This is a genomic window from Mucilaginibacter paludis DSM 18603 (genome assembly GCF_000166195.2).
GTDB classification, from domain to species: domain Bacteria; phylum Bacteroidota; class Bacteroidia; order Sphingobacteriales; family Sphingobacteriaceae; genus Mucilaginibacter; species Mucilaginibacter paludis.
Genome location: NZ_CM001403.1, coordinates 868,392 through 889,279 on the forward strand (window position 1 = coordinate 868,392; position 20,888 = coordinate 889,279).

Sequence of the window (20,888 nt, forward strand, 5' to 3'; positions counted from 1 at the left end):
GCCGGTAGGCAAAATTGGTATATTAAGGCGATGCAAAAAGCCCTTAGTCAACATACTTTAATTTCTTCCTGCTATCCTGTATCTCAATCAGTTTCACCGTACTTAACGGAATGGTTTTGATCACGAAAAAAAACCTGGATTGCGAGCCTTGTATCGAATCTCCTTTAACAAAAATACGGTCGAAATAAAACGTGGTCCTTTTGTTATTGACGTCGGTAAAACGAATTTCCAGGGCAGGGCTATTTTTTAGTAATACCGGATTTCCATCCTTATCTACGCATTTCACAGCATCTATCGGGTAAGTTTTGTATTTAACTACATCACCCATAGGCCCCTGTGTTTTCACCTGCTTAAATTTAGAGGTATCCCAAACAGCAAATTGTTGTTTAAAGCTCTCAACAGGAATGTAATACATTTTGCATGAGCTGATGAAAAACACCACCCCGATTGCAATGGCAGAAAGGATATGCTTTATTTTCATATAACAAGGATAAGATCAAGGTTAAAATAGACGTAAATATAGAAAAAGCCTTTGGGCTTTACATCCAAAGGCTTTTAAAAGAATATGAATATTTTAAAATCATCATAACACGGCATAAACTTTTGGGCTCTATGACGTTTTGTATGGGCACTAAAAATTCGATTTGTAAGTGATAGGCTAAGCCAATATTTTACTAATGATATTTTTTGTGAAATCCCACTACTATTTTAAGATCTTATTTTTAATTTAACCATTGATTATCAGCATCATAAACTTTTACAAGTAACAAACCTGGCCAGCCAAAAAAAAGCGATGATATTTTGAACCTTAGTGATCTTCTCTTGCACACAGGCAAAGTGCGCAAAGGCCGGACTGCGCGCCGGGCCGGGTTTGGCCTGTGGGCGGAAGGATCGGGCAGTCTTGACTTTTTGGTTCTTTTTTGTCAAGAAAAAGAACAAAGCCCTTCCCGCAGCGATTGAGCGTGCCGACGCTATAAATTATGAATACTGATTATCGGAACAAATAAGCACATTGATAATCAGCGCACCTAATATGATGCATACTTAACGCTTTCAGAAGATCCCTCCTCGCGTCGGGATGACAAAGTGAAAAGAAAAAATGCATTGATAATCAACAACTTAAATGAATTTCATTATAAGTAACGGACCCGGCCAACGGGAAAAAACAGGTATGACGTTGGGAACCTGTAGGCTATTTTGCGCAGAAAGAAATGTGCGCAAAAGCCTGACTGCACGCCGGGCCGGGTGTTGGCCTGTGGGTGGAAGGATCGGGCAGTCTTGATTTTTTTGGTTACTTTTTGTATCAAGACAAAAAGTGACAAGCCCCTTCCCGCGGCGATTGAGCGGGCCGATGCTTTAAATTAAGAGCTCTGATTATTAACGCAAAATAAGCGATTGACAATCAGTGCACTCAATATGCTGCATACTTACCGCGTGCAAAAGATCCCTCCTCCCGTCAGGATGACATGATGGAGAGAAATTTAGTACTGAAAATCAAAAACTTAACAATGCGTCATTATAAACTGTAATTTATTGCTTTGTTTTTCAATTTAACCATACTACTCGTCAGAGAACCAACTTTTGCTCCATCACTCAAAAGCGGTTACATTTTAGCAACAAAACCACCACTTGGGCGCAGCCTTATGGTTAATACATCGTGCTTTGTTACGGTTTGCTCTCGCCTGTCAACACTGTTATTGGTTGCCCCGTCATAAACAAGCGAAGCCTGAGTTTTCTTGTTCAAAAAATCCAGCGGAATTTTGATTTCCCGCTCATCCCCTCCATTCATTACACCTACCCACCAGGTATCACCCTTACGGCGTGCAAAGGCCACTACATCGCCCATGCTGGTGCAAGGCAATACCCTGGTTTCGTCCCAGGTGGTAGGCAATTGCTGAAAAAGATCAAACATCGGGCTATCCAGATAATACTGGTACTGATCGGCGAAGTGAGTGATGGGCGATAGGTAAACAATGGCCTGCGCAAACTCATGCGGCCAGGTAAATTTTGTACTTTCAAGTTCTTTAGGGTTCAATATCACCGCAGTAAAATCAGCCGGACCCGCCAGTAAGCGGGTGAAAGGCACCGTAACATCGTGCTGCGGCGGCATAACACGGTTGTATCGCGTCATGTGGTACTCGTTGCCTCTTATGGCTTCCCTGGTCATATCGTTAGGATAAGTACGGCGCAGGCCCGTGGGTTTTACGCTGCCATGAAAGTTGAGCAGTAATTTTAAATCAGCGCAATCCTGCATAGTTTCGGCATACCACTGCATAATTTCGTCTGTAGCATCGGGTATAAAATCAATTTTAATTCCATCCGCACCAATAGCTTTAACCTTTTCCAGGTAGGCCTTGCGTTCCGGCGCTTTCCTAAACTCTTTCGAATCTACCCAAACCAATGATTTTACGCCAACCGTTTTACCATAGTTAATCACTTCCTTCAATAAAGCCCACTGGTCTTTTCCGGGTTGTTGCCAGTAGCGCCATCCATCGTCAACAAGGTAATACTCCCATTTTAGTTTCGCCGCGGCATCGTACCATTTTTTTTGGTCTTCGTACTTTGGCGAGCCAACACTCCACCATTGCCATAGGGCCCGCCCGGGTTTAACCCACGAAAAATCGCTTCCTGCTGCCGGTGCCGGGCATAAATTGGTTACCAGGTCTGAGTTCACCAGTTCGTTCATTGATCGGGCTACAAGGGTGGTGCGCCATGGCGAAACTTGCTTTCCGTGATACATACCATTCAACGGAATTTGGGTGATTGCAGGTTTGATGTCCCAGCCACTTTTTGCGAACGGGAAGTTTACACTCAATACATTACCGTTACGAACCAGCGCCATATCCGAAAAATTTTCGCAGTCGGCCTCCGCTATCGAAACATAGTAGCCGCCAGCTTCAAAAGTAACCGGCGACATGATGGTTTTTCCTTCTGGAATTTTTGCTACAGGGGTTACGTAGTTTAAACCCTCATAACTTTGATGAAAATCGGCCCAGGCAATTTTAGTAACTTTATCGGGCAGGCTCCAGGCTGTGTACTCGCCATCAATATGTTTGGATTCGACTGGGATTGTATAACGAATAGCAACGCCGTCATTATAAACACGAACGATGATGCTGAATTTACGGCCTGATGCTGCAACGGGGATATCTGCCTCGTTGGCGCGGTTATACGCCACGCTGTGGTTTCCTAAAATTGCATAACTTTCATTGATGGTGCTTAGCACCGCTGTACCGCTTATCTGCGCATTGTCGCCCAAATCGGTATTATCAACCTTTAAACCCAGTGCAGAGGGTTTGATAATGGGAGTATTACCCGCCCGAACGGAGTAAACAAGCTTTTTATCCGTTGTGAAAACACTTAATGACAAGCGCTTATCCGGACTGTTGATAGTAACGGCCTGGCCTTGCGCAAATGCGCTTTTTACAGTTATTAAAAACAAAAAAGTCAGTAGGGTATTAAATGCTTTCATTGGTATCCTTGTTACTTGGAGTATGAGCACTGTGCTGCACAGTTTTTAAAAGTAAATAAATTATTGCAACTATGGTATATTCAGCTTCATCACTTCACTTTAAAAACCGCACTCAGCTTCTTATCCTCAGAATCACTCCCCAGATACACGGTATAATTACCCGGATAAAGCTCAAATTGATGTTTGCTGCTGTTCCACTTTTGCAGTTCGGTGACAGGTATACTGATGCTGGCCAAACTTGTGGAACCTTTATTTAAGGTAATGCGTTTAAAACCCTTTAACTCCTTTAATGGCATCCGGTTTAAAGTAGGGTAGCCAATGTATGCTTGTACCACTTCGTCGGCACTGATGTTGCCTGTGTTTTTTACAACCACCGAAAGCTGGATAGTATCTTTAGCGCTGTAACTTGTTTTAGGCTGTTGCTGCCACTGATAGTTAAAAGTAGTATAGCTTAAACCAAAACCAAAGGGATATTGCACCGCCCCGGCAAAGTAACGGTAAGTGCGGCCCTTCATGCTATAGTTGTTGTAGGCGGGCAAATCATTAACCGAATTATAAAAAGTTAAGGGTAAATGGCCCGATGGCGAAATCTTGCCAAATAAAATATCGGCAAGCGCATTTCCGCCCTGTTCGCCTGGGTACCAGGCCAATATAACGGCGTCTGCATAAGGTGCAATAGCTGCAATATCAACATCGCTACCACTGGTTACCACGGCTATAATGGGCTTTTTAACCGATTTGCGCAAGGCTTTCATAAAAGCAATATCGCCGGCAGGCAAACTTAAATCTTTCTTATCTCCGCCCGTTTGCGATAGAAATGCGTCGCCAGCCTCCCCTTCTAAAACCGGGGTTAATCCTATTACGGCCACCGTTACATCGGCATTACCGGCTCCCCAAATTCCGCCAAAATGCGTGGTATCACGGTAGTCTGCGCCAAGGTCGTATTCTACCCTTGTGCCTTTGTCTACGGCGGCGGTTATCCCTTCAACAAAATTAACAGCTTTGCTGCTCACACCGTGGTAACTGGCTACCAGGGCATCTAACGACGCCGCGTTCGGCCCTACTACCATTATGCTCGAGTAGTTTTGCATTTTGAGTGGTAAAATTTGCTTGTCGTTTTTTAAAAGCACCATACTTTTTTGCGCCATTTGGCGGGCCAGCATCACGTGGCTGTCGTTATGAATGCTGTCGGCGCCGAAGCTGTAAAACGGTGATGATGATGGCGCATCAAAAAAACCCAATTTAAATTGGGTTGATAAAACTGCCGCTAAGGCCGCATCCACCTGCTTCTCGGTCAGTAATTTATTGTTAATGGCGTTGATGATATCGGTTTGAAATATGCTCGAGCAATCCAGGTCTACACCCGCCTTAATGGCTGCGGCGGCAACCTCCATCCTATTGGGCAACACTTTGTGGGTTTTGTAAACATCGTCCAGGGCACCGCAGTCGGTTACTACATGCCCTTTAAAGCCCCATTCTTTAATCACAATGTCGTTCACCAAGGTTTTGTTGATAGAATTGGGCACACCGTTTACGCGGTTATAGGCCGTCATGATAGATTCTACGCCGCCATCTACCAAACTTTTAAAGGCATAGAGGTAGGTATCGCGTAAATCTTTCTCGTCAACCAGGGCGTCAAAATAATCCCTTTCGCCTTCGGGGCCGCTATGGGCTACAAAGTGTTTGGCCGTTGCCGATGTTTTTAAATGCAGGGGATCTGTACCTTGCAGGCCATGCACATAGGCATTACCCATTTTACTGGTTAAAAACGGATCTTCGCCATAGGTTTCCTGCCCGCGGCCCCAACGCGGATCGCGAAAAATATTAATATTGGGCGACCAAAACGTGAGCCCCATATATTGCAAATGCCTGCCCATAGCGGTTGATAAATTGTACTTGGCCCTGGCCTCGGTTGATACTACGTTGGCAACCTGCTTAACCAGGTTATCATCAAAAGTTGCAGCCATAGCAATAGCTTGCGGAAAAATAGTGGCTTCGCCGGCGCGGGCCACACCGTGCAGCCCTTCGTTCCACCAGTTATAGGCCGGGATATTTAAACGCGGCACAGCCTGGCTGCGATAGCCCAGCAGCGAAACCTTTTCGGCAAGCGTCAACCTCGAAATCAGGTCCTGCACACGCGTGCTAAGCTTTTTATCGGGGTTTCTATAAATCGGTATTTGCTGGCAAAATGCTGTTTTAATAAGGCCCAAACTGGTGAGGACGGCAAAAATTATCCAAATTTTTTTATACTTCATTTGATAGTTGGTAATGTGTTTATTATACAAGGCGCATTAATTTTTATCCCTTAGCATCAACATAAAATCAGGCATTAAATAGCTCCTTGTGTTCTTTATGCAAAATATGACCCTAAAAACTGCGTTATGAACTTAAATTCTATTAGGGTAATCACTTCGCCTATATGGTTCTTTTAATTTAACTGCATTAAAAAGGGATAAAAACAGGTGTTAAACGTATAAAAGCAATAAATTCATATCAATGACTAAACATATATCCTTAAAAAAACAATTTCTGTTAACTCCTATCCTTTTTTTTATATTTTTTTCGGCTTTCAAAGTGTTTGGCCAGGCCAAATATGAACTAAATAGCGGTTGGGTTTGTAAAAAGAAAGGCGATTTAAAGGCTGATGGCCCACAAATTTCTAAAACAGATTTTTCACTGCAATCCTGGATGCAAGCTACCGTACCGGGTACCGTGCTCACTACCCTGCTTAACAATAAAAAAGTACCCGATCCTTTTTGGGGAATGAACAATAACCTGATTAAAGATATTTATTATACCGGCAGCGATTATTATACCTACTGGTTTGTTAAAGATTTTGAACAAGCCCTACCAGCTGCCGACGGACAAGTTTATTTGAATTTAAGGGGTGTAAATTACAGCTGCGAGGTTTATTTAAACGGCAAAAAGCTAAACGATAAAACCCATTACGGGATGTTTTTGCGCCAGGCCTATAACATTACGCCCCTGCTTAACAAAGGCGGCAAAAACCGCCTGGCAGTTTTGGTTTACCCACCCGACCCGGCAGGCGAACCCAATGGCGGGCAGGGCGGCGATGGCCGTATTGCTAAAAACGTGGGCCTGCAATATACCGCCGGCTGGGACTGGATACAACCCATCCGCGACCGTAACACGGGCATATGGGACAAAGTGACTATTGAAACTACAGGAGCCGTACAGGTATCTAACCCGCACGTTATAACTTTGGTGCCGGGCCTAAGGCAGGTTAATGGTAAGCAACAACCGGCAAGTATCAAGGTATCGGCCCAGCTTACTAACCCTACAAGCAAAGCGGTGTCGGGCGTATTGCAATACCTCATCGGCAATGATAAAGTAGTTAAAAATGTGCTGCTTAAACCCCATACAACAGTAGAAGTTAAGCTTAGTGATTTTACGCTGAAAGACCCTAAACTATGGTGGCCAAACGGCTACGGAACGCCTTACTTGTATAAAACCAATATTCAGTTTTTAATTGGGGATAAAGTTTCTGATCAGCAGAGCATCAACGTTGGCGTACGCGAGCTGCAAACCAGCTGGAACGGGCAAACCAAAAGCCTTGAAGTTGCGATTAACGGTCAAAAGATATTTATTAAAGGTGGTAACTGGATCATCTCGGATGCTATGCTGAGGTTCACAAACCAAAGGTATGATTCAGAGGTGCGCTTTCACCGCGATATGAATTTAAACCTGATCCGTATATGGGGCGGTGCTTTGGTTGAGCGCCCCGAGTTTTACGATGCCTGCGACAAATATGGTATGCTGGTTTTCCAGGATTTCTGGATGTCGGGCGATGCGAACGGGCGATGGGACGACCCAATGAAAAAGGAGGATCAATGGACCAGGCGTAAATATCCCGACGATCATCAGCTTTATCTTGCTTCCGCTGCTGACCAGATTAAACTGGTTCGCAACCATCCATCATTGGCCATTTGGTGCGGCGGTAACGAAATTACACCACCAGAAGATATTTTATTGGCGCTGCGCGATACCTTGCTGCCTAAACTTGATGGAACGCGATGGTTTGCCGAGTATTCCAATTCGGATAAAATGTCGTTAAATACCATTGGCGGCAACGGCGACGGCCCCTACACCATCCAGCCCGACTCGTCTTTCTGGCGCACGCATACTTATCCTTTCAACTCCGAGGTAGGCTCGGTAGGCCTAAGCGACTATGAATCGCTCAAGCGTTTTATCCCGAAAGAAAATTTAATAGCGCCTCAGTTTTCCGCAGCAAACAACACCACCAAAACAGATTCGGTATGGGATTACCATAAATACATTGGTTATGATGCATCGGTAGATGCCTACGGTAAGCCAACAGATACAAAGGATTTTGCCGATAAGGCACAACTGGTTAACTATAACCAGTACCGCGCATTAATAGAAGGCTTTAGCGCGCACATGTGGGATTGGTATACCGGCGTAATGATATGGAAAACGCAAAACCCCTGGACTGCCATGCGGGGCCAGATGTATGATTACTACCTTGACCCTAACGCCTGCCTGTACGGCCTTAAACAAGGTGGCGAACCACTACACGTAATGTACAACCCACTGGATGGCATGGTAACCATTGTAAACAACTCGTTTGAAACCAAACGGGACATGATGCTGATTGTTACAACCCTTGATATGAATGGAAAGGAAAAAAACGTCGTCAAAGTTTTTGAGGAGATACTGCCATCAACAGTAAAAGGCTATGCAGCTATTAAAAACAAAATTAATATCGCCGCCAAGGCTGATGGCATCTTTTTGTCGCTCCGCTTACTGAATCTGCATCAGGATATTTTAAGCGATAACCTTTATTGGTTGCCCAACGCTAAAGGCATTTACAGCGGATTGCAAAAAATGCCACCATCAAAGCTGAACCTATCGGCCCACTTGGTGTCGGCAGGTAAAGTACAGGTTGTTTTAAGCAATCCTGCAGACGCGCCGGTTGCATTCTTCAATCGCTTATCCTTAGTAAAAGCAGAATCGAATGAAAGATTACTGCCTGTTTTTTATTCGGACAATTACGTTTCTGTATTGCCTGGCGAACAGAAAACCATCATGATAGATTATGATGCCGCCACGTTTACAAAATTGCCCTTGTTAGCTGTCAGCGGGTGGAATCTGGAAGCTAAAACCATAAAAATCAATTAAATAAGAGCTTTAACTATGAAAAGAAGTGATTTTATACAGCGTGCCGGTTTACTATCTGCCGGGCTGCTGTTTAATCAGAACTTGTTTGCCTCGGTTGCCGATTGGAGCAGCCTAAGGCCGGTTCCATCAAAACGCAATTTCAAAAGTAAAGCTGTTGAGGCTGCCATTGAGCAATTTAAGGCAGGTGTAAAAGACAAGGAATTGGCCTGGCTTTTTGAAAACTGTTTCCCTAATACGCTGGATACCACGGTATTTTTTAGCCAGGATAATGGCCTGCCTGATACCTATGTGATAACCGGCGACATTGATGCCATGTGGCTGCGCGACAGTTGCGCACAGGTTTGGCCTTATCTTACTTTTTTGAAGCAGGACGAGGAACTGAAAAACATGGTTGCCGGTGTAATAAACAGGCAAATGAAATGTATTTTGAAAGACCCCTATGCCAATGCTTTTTATAAAGATGGTAACAAGGAAAGCGAGTGGAAAAACGACCATACCGATATGAAGCCCGGCGTTCATGAGCGAAAATGGGAAATCGATTCGTTATGTTATCCCATCAGACTGGCCTATCATTACTGGAAAAGAACCGGCGACACCGCCCCTTTTAACAATACATTTAAAAGCGCTATAGCATTAATATTACAAGTATTTACGGCGCAGCAACGCAAAAACGGCAACAGGGGTGAGTACCACTTTCAGCGCGAAACTTTAAAGCCCACCGATACCTTACCCATGGATGGCTATGGTTTCCCGGTTAAGCCTACAGGCTTGATTTGCTCTATGTTTCGCCCCAGCGATGATGCTACCACTTATTCGTTCCTGATACCATCTAACTTTTTCGCGGTTGTGAGTCTTAAACAAGCTGCCGAAATGGTTAAAGCGATATTTAATGATGACCCGCTTGCCGGTAAACTTAACTTGTTAGCAACCGAAGTTGAAACGGCCCTGCAAAAGCACGCCATGGTGAACCATCCTAAATTTGGAAAAATATACGCTTTTGAGGTTGACGGCTTTGGCAATGTGAACCTGATGGACGATGCCAATATCCCGGGCCTGCTTTCGCTACCTTACCTGGGCGCGGTACCGGTGAACGATCCGGTTTATCAAAATACGCGCAGCTTTGTATTATCAGATAGCAACCCCTATTATTACCAGGGCCAAAGCTTATCGGGCGTTGGTGGCCCCCATGTGGGCAAAGCCGATATGATATGGCCTTTAAGCATTATTTGCCGTGGTTTAACCAGTATTGATGACAGCGAGATTAAGCTATGTATCCGCATGTTAAAGGGCAGCCACGCCGGTACTGGCTTTATGCACGAATCGTTTAACAAGAACAACCCGGCGGATTTTACCCGCAAGTGGTTCGCCTGGGCCAATACCATTTTTGGTGAGTTTCTATGGGAAACCTACCAGGCAAAACCACATCTGCTGAATGCTTAACAATTCAATTCTACCATGATAACAATACGATCCTTTTTTATCCTTTGCGTGCTGGCCCTGCTCGTCAGTACCAATTTATGGGCGCAAAACAAACCCTTACCTTTAATTCCCTATCCTCAAAATGTAACTACTGGCACGGGCGCATTTATCATTAACAAGCAAACCGTTATGGTATTGCCACCGGGTAAAAAGTACCTGCAGGAGGCCGATCTTTTCAATCAACTGATGGCTAACACTTTAGGTAGCCCGCTAAAATATGGTATCCAACCCAAAACAAACTTTATTAAGCTGGTAACCGATCCGGCAATAACAACCGAAGAAGGGCACCACCTGCTTGTTGATAGTAAGCACATCGTTCTATCGGCAAAAAATGCAGCCGGTATTTTGCGGGGGATAGAAACCATTCGTCAGTTGTTACCTGCACAGGTAGAAACCAGGCAAAGTACTGCGGAAAAGCAGCTGGTACTGCCCGCCGTGCAGATTGAAGATTATCCCGTTTACGCCTGGCGCGGCATGCACCTGGATGTTTCGAGACATTTTTTCTCTGTCGATTATCTTAAAAAATACATCGACCTGATGGCGCTTTATAAATTTAATAAGCTGCATCTGCATTTAACCGACGACCAGGGCTGGCGTATCGAGATCAAGCAATATCCTAAGCTCACCGAAGAGGGCGCATGGCGCACCTTCAATAACCAGGATTCGGCCTGTATGGTAAAGGCCAAAACAAACCCCGATTTTATTATCGACCCTAAACACATCATCCAACGGAACGGCAAAACCTTATACGGCGGCTTTTATACCCAGCAGCAAATGAAGGATGTTGTGGCCTATGCGGCACAGCGCCATATTGATGTTATACCCGAGATAGATATGCCCGGCCACATGATGGCGGCTATTAACAATTACCCCTTTCTATCGTGCGAAGGCGGCAGTAAATGGGGAGAATTGTTTACCACCCCGATATGCCCTTGTAACGAAACTACCTTCACCTTTGCCGAAAATATTTTTAAAGAGATATTTGAAATTTTCCCGAGCCAATATATCCACATCGGCGGCGACGAGGTTGACCGTACCAGTTGGGGCAAATCCGACGCGTGTAAAGCTTTAATGGCCAAAGAGGGCATCAAAACCACTGCCGAATTGCAAAGCTATTTTATTAACCGGATGGAAAAGTTCTTTAATCAGCACGGTCGCAAACTGATCGGTTGGGACGAGATATTGGAAGGCGGCATCAGCCCTACGGCTATCGTTATGTACTGGCGCAGCTGGAAACCAAACGCCCCGGTTATAGCGGCCAAAAACGGCAATAAGGTAATTATGACGCCAGGCAGCCCGCTTTATTTTGATAATATTCCTGATAAAAACTCCATCAGCAATGTGTATCATTTCAATCCGGTTCCTGAAAAATTGAATGCCGCAGAAGCAAAAAATATCATCGGGGCGCAGGCCAACGTTTGGACAGAGCATGTACCGACAGAAAACCGTGCCGACTACCTGGTTTTCCCGAGGATGACCGCCCTTGCTGAGGTTTTATGGACCAACAAACAGGATTATGATGGTTATACCGAAAGATTAAACCAAAGCCTGGCACGCCTTGATGCTTTGAATGTACACTACCGCCTGCCCGACTTGCTGAACATTGGCGAAAACAACGTATTTACCAGCCAAACCACGCTAAACGTAACCAAACCTTTAGCCCAAATGAGCTTGCATTACACTACCGACGGCACCGAGCCTACCGCAACTTCAACAGAGCTGAGCAAGCCTTTAGTCATCACTACCCCTCAAACCATTAAACTGGCAGCTTTTATGCCCAATGGTTTACACGGCGATATTTACAACATCAATTACCAGCAGCAGGCGTTTGCCGATCCCGTTGCTACGTTAACTTTACACAATGGCCTGAGTTGCAATTATTTTGCAGGCTTTTACAAGGCAACTAAAATGATACCGTTTGAAAAGCCCACAGGCAACTACATTGTTAACGAGGTGCTTGTACCTAAAGAGGCTACAGCGCCAAGCTTCGGTTTAAGGTATACGGGCTACCTGGCCATCCCCGAAACGGGCATTTATACCTTTTATTTAACCTGCGATGATGGCGGCGTATTAAATATAGCCAACCGGCCGGTGGTTGATAATGACGGGCAACATTCGGCTATTGAAAAGGAAGGGCAGGTGGCCTTGAAGCAGGGCCTGCAACCTATAGCGCTTAATTTTATTGAAGGAGGCGGCGGCTACACGCTTAAACTGCAGTATAGTAAAGATGGTTCTGCACCGAAAGATATGCCGGCAGACTGGTTAAAACACTAATAGTAACATGAAAAAACTGATTATCCTTTTTTTAACGTTTGCCAGTCCATTGGCATTTGGCCAGTTGGCACCGAAGCCTTATGGCGCTTTACCATCAAAAGCACAACTTAACTGGCACCAGATGGAAATGTATTGTATTATCCATTTCGGGGTTGATACCTATACCGATAAAGAGTGGGGCTTTGGCGATGAAGACCCTAAAATACTGAACCCGGTTAAATTTAACGCCGAACAAATTGTTGGTGCAGCCAAAGCGGGCGGCTTTAAAGGTATTACGGTGGTAGCTAAACACCACGATGGGCTATGCCTTTGGCCAACAAAAACCACCCAACATAACATAACACAAGCCAGCTGGAAAAACGGCAAAGGCGATATGGTTAAAGAGTACCAGTTAGCCTGCCAAAAGCTGAACATACAGATGGGCATTTACTGCTCGCCCTGGGACAGGAACAATGCCTATTATGGCAAGCCCGAATATTTAGCCATTTACCAGAGCCAGCTGCGCGAGTTGTACCAAAACTATGGCCGCTTATTTATATCATGGCACGACGGCGCCAATGGCGGCGATGGCTATTATGGCGGCACCAGGGAAGTACGTAAAATAGACCGTACCAGCTATTACCACTGGCCCGAAACCTGGGGCATTACCCGCCAAATGCAGCCTTCGGCGGCTATATTTGGCGATGTTGGCCCGGATGTACGCTGGGTTGGTAACGAAGAAGGCTACGCAGGCGAAACCTGCTGGGCCACCTACGACCCCAAAGCCCCCGATGCCGGTAAAGTTGCCGCCAATGGTTACAGCAACTACGAGGAAGCTACCGAAGGAACCATGCATGGCACACGCTGGATGCCCGCAGAATGCGATGTGCCTTTAAGGCCGGGATGGTTTTACCATGCCAGCCAAAACGCGCAGGTAAAGTCCCCATATACTTTACTGGATCTGTATTACAAAAGTGTAGGACGCGGTGCAGCATTAGATCTGGGTTTATCACCTAACCGGGATGGTTTGTTGGATACCGAAGATGTGGCGTCGTTAAAACAGTTCGGCGATATTTTAACCCAAACATTTGCGGTTAACCTGGCTAAACAGGCCAAAACTACCGCCAGCAACATTCGCGGTAAAAACAATCAAAAGTTTGGCCCCGGTTTTTTGTTTGATGACGACCGGTACAGCTATTGGGCTACCGATGATGCCGTTACTACTCCAGAACTGGTATTGGATATGGGCAAGCCCGTAAACTTCAATGTGATTCGCCTGCGCGAAAACATTAAGCTCGGCCAGCGCATAGAAGCAATAGAAGTTGACGCGCTGTTATCCGGCAAGTGGACAAAAATAGCATCTGCCACAAGTATCGGTGCTAACCGCTTAATCAGGTTGCCGCAAAACATCAGCACCAGTAAGGTTAGGCTAAGGATAGTAAAATCAGCCGCTTGCGTAACCCTCAGTGATTTTGGCTTGTATAAAGAACCCGTGCACGTAACAGCACCGCACATCAGCAGAAACAAAAATGGCCAGGTTAGCATCAATACAGATGCCCCGGTAGCAGCTATACATTACACTACAGATGGTACAAGGCCAGGCCTAAACTCGCCATTATATACCGGCACCATCACGTTTCCCGACGGAGGATCGATCAAAGCGATAGCGATGGACGGCAAAAAAATAAGCGAAGTGGCTTATGAGCAATTTGGCTTAAGCAAACAGGATTGGAAAGTAATGCCCGGCAGTACAGCCGACCATCCTGAAAGGGCCATTGATGAAAAGGGATACTCGCTTTGGAGCACCTTGCAAACAGATACCACCGCCAAATTTGCCCCGGCGCAAATCATGGTGGATATGGGCAAAGCTCAAAACATAACGGCGTTTACCTATCTGCCAAGGCAGGATAAAAAAACAGCCGGGCTTATTGATCAATACGAGATCGCTATCAGTAACGATGGCGTTAACTGGCAGCAGGTGGCTACAGGCGAGTTTTCCAATATCAGGTCTAACCCGATTGAGCAGTTGGTTAAACTGAATGGCGCCCATAAGGCCAGATTTTTTAGTTTTAAAGCCCTGCATGCCATTGATGGCAACGGCATAACGGCTGCCGAAATAGGCGTAATTATACAACATTAATGCTATTGAAAATGCCCGCCAACAAGAGTATCACGATATGGAAAATTATTTTGCTCAGTGCCTTTATAACTTTAAATAGTATAACCTGGGTTAACGCGCAAAATACGGCGAACAACTTAACGCAATTTGTTGATCCATACATTGGCACCGGTTTTCACGGCCATGTTTTTGTTGGTGCCAATGTGCCCTTCGGGGCTGTGCAATTAGGGCCCACTAATTTATCTACGGGCTGGGACTGGTGCTCGGGCTACCATATTTCCGATTCAACCATTATCGGTTTCCAGCATACCCATTTAAGCGGTACCGGCATAGGCGACCTGGGCGATATCTCGGTGATGCCTACCACCGGCGAACTTAAAGTTACCAAAGGCACCATAGCCGATATACAAAGCGGCTACGTTTCGTTGTTTGACCGCAAGGATGAAGTGGTAAAACCCGGCTACTATGCCGTAAGGCTAAAGCGATATGATATAGGCGTAAGGCTAACTGCCAGCACAAGGGTTGGTTTCCACGAGTATACCTTCCCCAAAAACAGCCGGTCGCACATCATTATCGATTTAGAGGAAGGGATAGGCCGAACTCCGGTAAGTACTTCCATCACATTGTTGAATAGTAATACCATTACCGGCTACCGCTATACCAGCGGTTGGGCTAAAGATAAACGGGTGTACTTTGCCGCCGTGTTTTCAAAACCGGTAAAAAACTTCGCTGTTTACAACGGTAATCAACTAACCGGCGGTACTTCGCTAACAGCAACCAAAGTAAAAGGTGTAGTGAGTTTTGAAACCCTCGACGGCGAAAAGGTATACGTTAAGGTTGGCCTATCGCCCATAAGTACCGAAAACGCCTTGCTCAATATTGCTGCCGAAATACCCGGTTGGGATTTTGAACAAGTCAGATCGTCTGCGGATAAGGCCTGGAATAAGCAATTACAAAAGGTGATGATCAAAACCGGCGATGCCGGGCAACTTAAAATATTTTACACGGCTTTGTACCATACCATGATAGCGCCATCAACTTTTAATGATGCTAACGGCGACTATTGGGGAACCGATAAACAGGTACACCGCAAAGCCACTTTTACCAACCTGACTACCTTTTCGTTATGGGATACCTACAGGGCTGCAAACCCGCTCTATACGCTTATTCAGCCCGAAAGGATGAGCGGCATCATCAATTCGCTTTTGGCTATTTACCAGCAACAGGGCAGGCTGCCGGTTTGGCCTTTAATGGCTAACGAAACCAATACCATGCCCGGTAACAGCGCCATCCCCATTATTGTTGACGCCTACTTAAAAGGCTATCAGGGTTTTGATGCGGAGCTGGCTTACCAGGCTGTTAAAACAACAAACATGGGTAACATCCGTGGATTAAACTTTATTAAACAAAATGGATTTATACCTGCCGACAGCACGGTAGAATCTGTAGCGATGGGTTTGGAATATGCCATTGATGACGCCGCGATAGCCAAAATGGCCCTCAGGATGAACAAGCAAGCCGATTATCTGTATTTTAAAAACAGGGCCAATAACTATCAAAATTACTTTGATCAGCAAACGCATTTTATGCGTGGCAGGTTAAGCGCCCATCAGTGGCGCACGCCGTTCAATCCCTTCAAATCGGTACACATGAAGGATGATTACACCGAGGGCAATGCCTGGCAATATACCTGGCTGGTGCCGCAGGATGTTAACGGCCTGATTAAACTACAGGGCGGCGATAAGGCTTTTAATGAGAAACTCGATTCGCTTTTTATTGCGCAGGGCGATATGGGTCCGGGCGCATCCAACGATATTTCGGGTTTGATTGGCCAGTACGCACACGGTAACGAACCGAGCCACCATATTGCTTACCTATATAGCTACAGCGGCCAGCCCTGGAAAACCGCAGAAAAGGTGCGTTACATTATGAATAACTTTTATACCGTTAAACCGGATGGCATCATCGGCAACGAAGATGTTGGCCAGATGTCGGCCTGGTATATTTTATCGTCGATGGGTTTTTACCAGGTTGACCCGGCTGATGGAGGTTTTGTTTTTGGAAGCCCGCTGTTTAACGAAGTAACGCTTACCCTCTCTGCCAAAAGTAAAATGCATATCATTGCTAAAAACAACAGCAGCCAAAATATTTACATCCAAAAAGCCTGGCTGAACGGCAAGCCCCACAGCAAAACATTGATAACTTATACCGAGCTAAAAAAAGGCGGAGAGCTGATTTTTGAAATGGGGCCCAAACCCAATTTGGCATGGGGCACTAAACCCGCAGACAGGCCCCACTCCGACCCCCACTAATTAAGCGACAGATAACTATAGGCGTTATTTTAGAGGCTGATTAAAATTGCTCATGGCTATTTTAATCAGCCTCTGTTATTTGGCATCGGCTTAAGCCCAGGCTTTTCTTAAAAACCGGAGCCAGTTGCCATGCATCATATTCTCAATATCCTGAGCGGTATAGCCACGGTTGGCCAGCAGCTGGGTTACCTTTTGCAGATCGGCTATGGTTTCCAGGTCGTAAGGGCATTGCTCGCGGCCAAAAGCGCCGTCAAGGTCAGTCCCCATACCTACATGCAAGGCATTACCTGCTATCTGGCAAATGTGGTCGACATGGTTGATCATCACTTCCAGATTGCAGTTCATCCCCCTTGGGGTCGACTCGCCCCTCACCCACCCTGGCACCATCATCCAGGCATCCAGCACAGCGCCAATTACAGCACCGCGTTCAATTAATACCTTAATCTGCTCGTCGCTATACTGGCGATTGTGGTTTACCAAAGCCCGGCAGTTGTTGTGGCTTGCCCATACATGCCCGTTAAAGTGATCGAGTGCGTCCCAAAAGCTATCGTCGCATAAATGGGTGGCATCTAAAATCACATTCAGGCGTTCCATTTCTTTCAGCAAAGCATGGCCATTAGGCCCCATTAAACCCGTGGCATCGGTTCCCTGGGCGTAGCGGCCCGGGCCATAGTGTGCGGGGCCAACAGCGCGCAGGCCGCTGTTGTAGGCCTGCTCCAGATGGCCAACTGTAACTAAGGAATCAGCACCTTCCAGGCTTAAAATATAGCCTATAGGTTTTTTGTCTGTCTGTTCGCCGTTAGACCAGAGCTTGAGGTGGCTTTCAAGGGTATCTAAGTTATTAATCTGCACCATCTCTCCGCAGTCTTCCATGGCTTTGTACCAGGCCAGCTGCCCCTGTGTTTGCGCCCAGGCCTGTTGCGGCGAGTGCCAGCCTGGCAGGTTGTTACCCGGTGCCACAAAACGGCCTATTTGCGTAGCAACCACCAGGCCAATATTACCTTTGCGTAATTCAGGAAGGCTTACCACCGCTTTAGCCCGGTCGGGCTTATCTGTCAAACCAAGTTCGCGCTCATTAATGGCGGCAACCGGTTGGGTTAAATCGCGGTTCCATTCGAGCGCGTTCATACTCAAATCGAGGTGGGCATCTATTATAAACATGTTCTAAAAATTAATTTTACGGTTGCGTGCCTGGTTCTGCCATTCGCCGCTTACCTTTTTGTTAATTATGGTGGTAGCACTTGCATACAAAGCCACCGTTGGGCAAATGTGGTGGGGCAAGCCGTAAAGCACATCGCCAATTTGGTATTGGTGATTGGGCCCTGCATCTAAAACCAAATGCTCTTCGCTATGGCCCACAAATTTCAGTTCGGGTGTGTTCAAAAAAGTGACGCGTTTATCTAAAACATTCTCAGACGCTATTGATTTATGCCCAAGGTCCACACAGATCTTAGTTTCGTCAGGCAATGACACCACGCGGGTAATAACCAGGGCGGCTGTTAAAAAAGCCTGCTCGGTAAACGCCTGCTGGTAACCGCCATCCCAATAAATAAACGTTCCGGGGCTGCATTCTATATCGCTTTTAGCGGCATGGACAGGGAAAGTAGGTGTGCCCCCGGCTACAACAACCGGCTCAAAGCCCAGGCTACGCAACTGTACAACCAAACTATCCACAGGTGCAAAAGCGGTATTCACGCGTTCTGCACGAATGGCCAGATCTTCATCATGGATGTGCCCGTCGTATGCATGTAAACCTTTTACTTGAATAGCTGGCAAGGCCGCACAACGCTGGTATAAAGCCAAAGCGTGTTGCAGTACAATACCCGAGCGGTTCATGCCCACGTTCAGATCAATATAAACCTGGATGGTTAACTGGTTAGCTAAAGCCAGTTCGTTCATTCTTTCGGCAACGGTATAATCATCTACCAGGCAGGCCAATTGCGTAGCGGTATAATGCTTAATTAAGGCGATAAACCTGTCGATTTTGGGGCCTACGGGCTGGTAAGCCAGCAATACATCGGGCGCATTGCACAAGGCCAGCATTTCGGCCTCGGCTATAGTAGCGCACTTAAATTTGCTGATGCCTGCCTCCAAACATAATTCAACAGCCTGGCTGCTTTTATGGGTTTTTACATGCGGCCTTAAACGGTTTACGTTATCAATACTGCTCACTAATAGCCCAATATTATATTTTACCCTTTCGGGATAAACAATTAAAGCAGGGCTATCGGGCAGATCAATATCAGTTATACTAAACCAGTCTTCCATATTACTCTCGAAGCTATTCTTGTTCCAACTCAAAAAGAGCCTCTATTTCAACCGGGATGTTATCCGGCAGCGAGCCAAAGCCAACGGCGCTACGCACGCCTATACCGTTCTCGGCACCCCAAACCTGCGCAAAAAGTTCGCTGCAACCATTAATAATAAAGGGATGTTTTTCAAAATCGGGCGTGCAGTTTACCATTCCTAAAACCTTGATCACTCTTCTTACTTTGTTTAAGCTACCCAGGTTTGTTTTAATGGTTGATAGAATGGTAAGGCCAACCTGGCGCGCAGCCAATTTGCCGTTCTCCATATCTATCGTATCGCCAATACGGCCAATGATCAGGCTTTTATCATCCTGTACGGGGCCATGGCCAGATACGTACAAATATTTGCCATCTACCAGGTAAGGTTTGTAAACCCCCAGCGGAGAAGGTGCGGGTGGCAGGTTAAGGCCGGTTTGTTCGAAATTTTCTTCAGGAGTGTTCATAAATGCGATGTATATTATTTGATTATTTGATTAATTACTAAAACGCCTGCCAGCCCCATGGTAGCCACAAGCGCTTCCATTACCGACCACGATTTAACGGTATCTTTTACGCTGATGTTAAAATACTCTTTAAACATCCAGAAGCCGGCATCGTTCACGTGCGAAAACATCAGGCTGCCCGCGCCAACGGCCAGTACCATCAGGTTGGGATCGGTATGGGTTTGCTGCATTAAAGGTAATATGATACCCGCTGTTGTTAAACCGGCTACCGTTGCCGAGCCTACGCAAGCCCTTATTACCGCTGCCATTAACCAGGCCAGCAATAGCGGCGGTAAGTTAACATGTTGCAGCAAACCGGCTATCTGCATACTGGCCCCGCTATCTGTAAGTACCTGTTTTAACGCACCCGACGAGCCTATAATGAGGACGATCATACCGATATCTTTAACGGCATCGGCATAAATAGTCATCACTTGTTTAATGCTTTTACCGCATCGCATACCTAACGACCAGGTAGCATACATCAGCGCAAGCATCATCACGATAGAGGGTTGCCCCACCAAAGCTACTATATTTTGAAAAGGCAGGCGGTGATTATATAAAAAGGGGTACACCGCGGTAAGCATTAACAGCAACACCGGTAATAACGCTGTGAAAAAGCTACTGGCCGTACCTGGTATTTTTGAGCCCGAAGACTGCGCTGGCATAAAAACCTCAAGCGGATGCGCCTCAATACCTTTAAGTGTTCTGGAAAACAATGGCCCCGCCACCACAATAGCCGGTATGGCTATAGCTATACCGTATAGTAACGTGATACCCATATTGGCATTAAACTGTACTACCAATGCAGATGGAGATGGATGCGGGGGCAAAAAGCCATGCGTTACCGATAAAGCAGCCAGCATAGGCAACCCGATATAGATGGCCGGCATTTTATACTGATAAACGATAGAAAATATGAGCGGCACCATCAACACAAAACCGATACCGTAATAAAGGGGGATGCCAATAACAAAACCTGTTACCACCATAGCCCACTGAATGTATTTGGTGCCAAATACCCCCATCATGGAGCTGGCCAGGTTTTGCGCAGCGCCACTCTCGGCAAGTAGTTTGCCCAGCATAGCGCCCAGGCATAAAATAATAACCAACGAGCCCAGCGTGTCGCCGATACCCTTTTCAACCGAATGTGAAATTTGTGCAGGTGGGATGCCCAGCATTAAGCCGGCAGCGACCGATATAACCAGGAAAGAAAGAAAAGCACTGACCTTAAATACAGAGATCATGACGACCAGGGCGGCAATGCAAAGCAGTACTATAATTAAAGTCATTTTTTTATTT

General features: G+C 46.0%; 12 protein-coding genes. 5 read left to right on the top strand and 7 right to left on the bottom strand.

The annotated features are described in order from the left end of the window. Window positions 1-43 precede the first annotated feature (43 nt). The 3 genes from MUCPA_RS03750 to MUCPA_RS03770 all read right to left on the bottom strand — a co-directional run bounded on the left by MUCPA_RS03750 (window position 44) and on the right by MUCPA_RS03770 (window position 5,727). Complete coding sequence (locus MUCPA_RS03750; protein WP_008504538.1) at window positions 44-481, bottom strand: hypothetical protein; 438 nt, start codon at window positions 479-481, stop codon at window positions 44-46. 1,122 nt (window positions 482-1,603) lie between these two features. Beyond that, window positions 1,604-3,472 carry a glycoside hydrolase family 97 protein gene (locus tag MUCPA_RS03765; protein ID WP_008504539.1) on the bottom strand — a complete coding sequence of 623 codons (1,869 nt, stop codon included), beginning with the start codon at window positions 3,470-3,472 and terminating at the stop codon, window positions 1,604-1,606. A gap of 89 nt (window positions 3,473-3,561) precedes the next feature. Then, window positions 3,562-5,727, bottom strand: coding sequence for a glycoside hydrolase family 3 N-terminal domain-containing protein (locus MUCPA_RS03770; RefSeq protein WP_008504540.1), 2,166 nt, complete (start codon window positions 5,725-5,727; stop codon window positions 3,562-3,564). 241 nt (window positions 5,728-5,968) lie between these two features. On the opposite strand from MUCPA_RS03770, the gene MUCPA_RS03775 reads away from it, so the two are divergent. The 5 genes from MUCPA_RS03775 to MUCPA_RS03795 are packed head-to-tail and all read left to right on the top strand — an operon-like array spanning window position 5,969 to window position 16,795. Then, on the top strand, window positions 5,969-8,632 hold the full coding sequence (locus MUCPA_RS03775) for a glycoside hydrolase family 2 protein (RefSeq protein ID WP_008504541.1): 2,664 nt from the start codon (window positions 5,969-5,971) through the stop codon (window positions 8,630-8,632). Window positions 8,633-8,647: 15 nt separating this feature from the next. Then, window positions 8,648-10,072 carry a glycoside hydrolase family 125 protein gene (locus MUCPA_RS03780; protein ID WP_008504542.1) on the top strand — a complete coding sequence of 475 codons (1,425 nt, stop codon included), beginning with the start codon at window positions 8,648-8,650 and terminating at the stop codon, window positions 10,070-10,072. Between the two features lie 15 nt (window positions 10,073-10,087). Next, on the top strand, window positions 10,088-12,385 hold the full coding sequence (locus MUCPA_RS03785; protein WP_008504543.1) for a family 20 glycosylhydrolase: 2,298 nt from the start codon (window positions 10,088-10,090) through the stop codon (window positions 12,383-12,385). Between the two features lie 7 nt (window positions 12,386-12,392). Then, window positions 12,393-14,504, top strand: a complete 2,112-nt coding sequence (locus MUCPA_RS03790; protein ID WP_008504544.1) for an alpha-L-fucosidase — start codon at window positions 12,393-12,395, stop codon at window positions 14,502-14,504. Window positions 14,505-14,515: 11 nt separating this feature from the next. Further along, window positions 14,516-16,795, top strand: coding sequence for a GH92 family glycosyl hydrolase (locus MUCPA_RS03795; RefSeq protein WP_008504545.1), 2,280 nt, complete (start codon window positions 14,516-14,518; stop codon window positions 16,793-16,795). Between the two features lie 90 nt (window positions 16,796-16,885). Here the strand turns inward: MUCPA_RS03795 and MUCPA_RS03800 are convergent, their stop codons facing one another. The 4 genes from MUCPA_RS03800 to MUCPA_RS03815 are packed head-to-tail and all read right to left on the bottom strand — an operon-like array spanning window position 16,886 to window position 20,878. Beyond that, window positions 16,886-17,956 carry a dipeptidase gene (locus MUCPA_RS03800; RefSeq protein WP_008504546.1) on the bottom strand — a complete coding sequence of 357 codons (1,071 nt, stop codon included), beginning with the start codon at window positions 17,954-17,956 and terminating at the stop codon, window positions 16,886-16,888. A gap of 3 nt (window positions 17,957-17,959) precedes the next feature. Next, entirely contained in the window at window positions 17,960-19,063 is a 1,104-nt protein-coding gene (locus tag MUCPA_RS03805) for a D-TA family PLP-dependent enzyme (RefSeq protein WP_008504547.1), read from the bottom strand. 13 nt (window positions 19,064-19,076) lie between these two features. Next, window positions 19,077-19,547: a RidA family protein gene (locus MUCPA_RS03810; protein WP_008504548.1), complete on the bottom strand. Its 471-nt coding sequence runs from the start codon at window positions 19,545-19,547 to the stop codon at window positions 19,077-19,079. 14 nt (window positions 19,548-19,561) lie between these two features. Beyond that, window positions 19,562-20,878: a gluconate:H+ symporter gene (locus tag MUCPA_RS03815; RefSeq protein ID WP_008504549.1), complete on the bottom strand. Its 1,317-nt coding sequence runs from the start codon at window positions 20,876-20,878 to the stop codon at window positions 19,562-19,564. Between the last annotated feature and the right edge of the window lie 10 nt (window positions 20,879-20,888).

Excerpts from the sequence above, each read along its gene's own strand:
- MUCPA_RS03805 (WP_008504547.1), bottom strand. The coding sequence starts at position 19,063 with ATGGAAGACTGGTTTAGTATAACTGATATTGATCTGCCCGATAGCCCT.
- MUCPA_RS03810 (WP_008504548.1), bottom strand. The coding sequence starts at position 19,547 with ATGAACACTCCTGAAGAAAATTTCGAACAAACCGGCCTTAACCTGCCA.
- MUCPA_RS03765 (WP_008504539.1), bottom strand. The coding sequence starts at position 3,472 with ATGAAAGCATTTAATACCCTACTGACTTTTTTGTTTTTAATAACTGTA.
- MUCPA_RS03795 (WP_008504545.1), top strand. The coding sequence starts at position 14,516 with ATGCCCGCCAACAAGAGTATCACGATATGGAAAATTATTTTGCTCAGT.
- MUCPA_RS03770 (WP_008504540.1), bottom strand. The coding sequence starts at position 5,727 with ATGAAGTATAAAAAAATTTGGATAATTTTTGCCGTCCTCACCAGTTTG.
- MUCPA_RS03815 (WP_008504549.1), bottom strand. The coding sequence starts at position 20,878 with ATGACTTTAATTATAGTACTGCTTTGCATTGCCGCCCTGGTCGTCATG.
- MUCPA_RS03775 (WP_008504541.1), top strand. The coding sequence starts at position 5,969 with ATGACTAAACATATATCCTTAAAAAAACAATTTCTGTTAACTCCTATC.
- MUCPA_RS03790 (WP_008504544.1), top strand. The coding sequence starts at position 12,393 with ATGAAAAAACTGATTATCCTTTTTTTAACGTTTGCCAGTCCATTGGCA.
- MUCPA_RS03785 (WP_008504543.1), top strand. The coding sequence starts at position 10,088 with ATGATAACAATACGATCCTTTTTTATCCTTTGCGTGCTGGCCCTGCTC.
- MUCPA_RS03750 (WP_008504538.1), bottom strand. The coding sequence starts at position 481 with ATGAAAATAAAGCATATCCTTTCTGCCATTGCAATCGGGGTGGTGTTT.
- MUCPA_RS03780 (WP_008504542.1), top strand. The coding sequence starts at position 8,648 with ATGAAAAGAAGTGATTTTATACAGCGTGCCGGTTTACTATCTGCCGGG.
- MUCPA_RS03800 (WP_008504546.1), bottom strand. The coding sequence starts at position 17,956 with ATGTTTATAATAGATGCCCACCTCGATTTGAGTATGAACGCGCTCGAA.